The sequence below is a fragment of the Mesorhizobium waimense genome, assembly GCF_003601975.1.
Classification (GTDB): Bacteria; Pseudomonadota; Alphaproteobacteria; order Rhizobiales; family Rhizobiaceae; genus Mesorhizobium; species Mesorhizobium waimense.
The window spans coordinates 1-408 of record NZ_QZWZ01000233.1 but is presented as its reverse complement, the minus strand read 5'-3'; the positions used below and the strand labels follow the sequence as shown (position 1 = coordinate 408).

At 70.1% G+C, this 408-nt stretch carries 1 protein-coding gene; it reads left to right on the top strand.

The window, feature by feature from the left end:
* The coding region (locus tag D3227_RS40790) for an IclR family transcriptional regulator domain-containing protein (protein WP_281035090.1) at positions 1 to 312 on the top strand (312 nt) is incomplete at its 5' end.
* Positions 313 to 408: the final 96 nt, after the last annotated feature.

The following is a 408-nucleotide window of genomic DNA, read 5'->3' as shown; positions in this document are numbered from 1 at the left end:
GGGCTGGCGGGGCACACCCGCAACAGCATCACCCAGCTGCCCGTGCTGGAGCGTGAACTGGGCAAGGCCCGGCAGTACGGCATCGCGCGCGACAACGAGGAACTCGAACTCGGCGTGCGCTGCATGGCCGCCGGCGTGTACGACGACCAGGCCCAGCTCGTGGCGGGTCTTTCCATCTCCGCCCCGGCAGACCGGCTCGACGAAAGCTGGCTGCCCAAGCTGCAGGCCACCGCGGAAGAAATTTCCATGGCCCTCGGCTACCACCGCGCCAGGGCGGCCAAGGATGCCGAAGCCGGGCATCCGCACCGGTAGGCGACGGAGGCAGTTCGCCCCCTCGCACGCACGGCTGCGTAAAGGTGCGGCTGCGTGACGGCGCGGTGGCTCTGCGCCAGCGCTTCACTGCACACG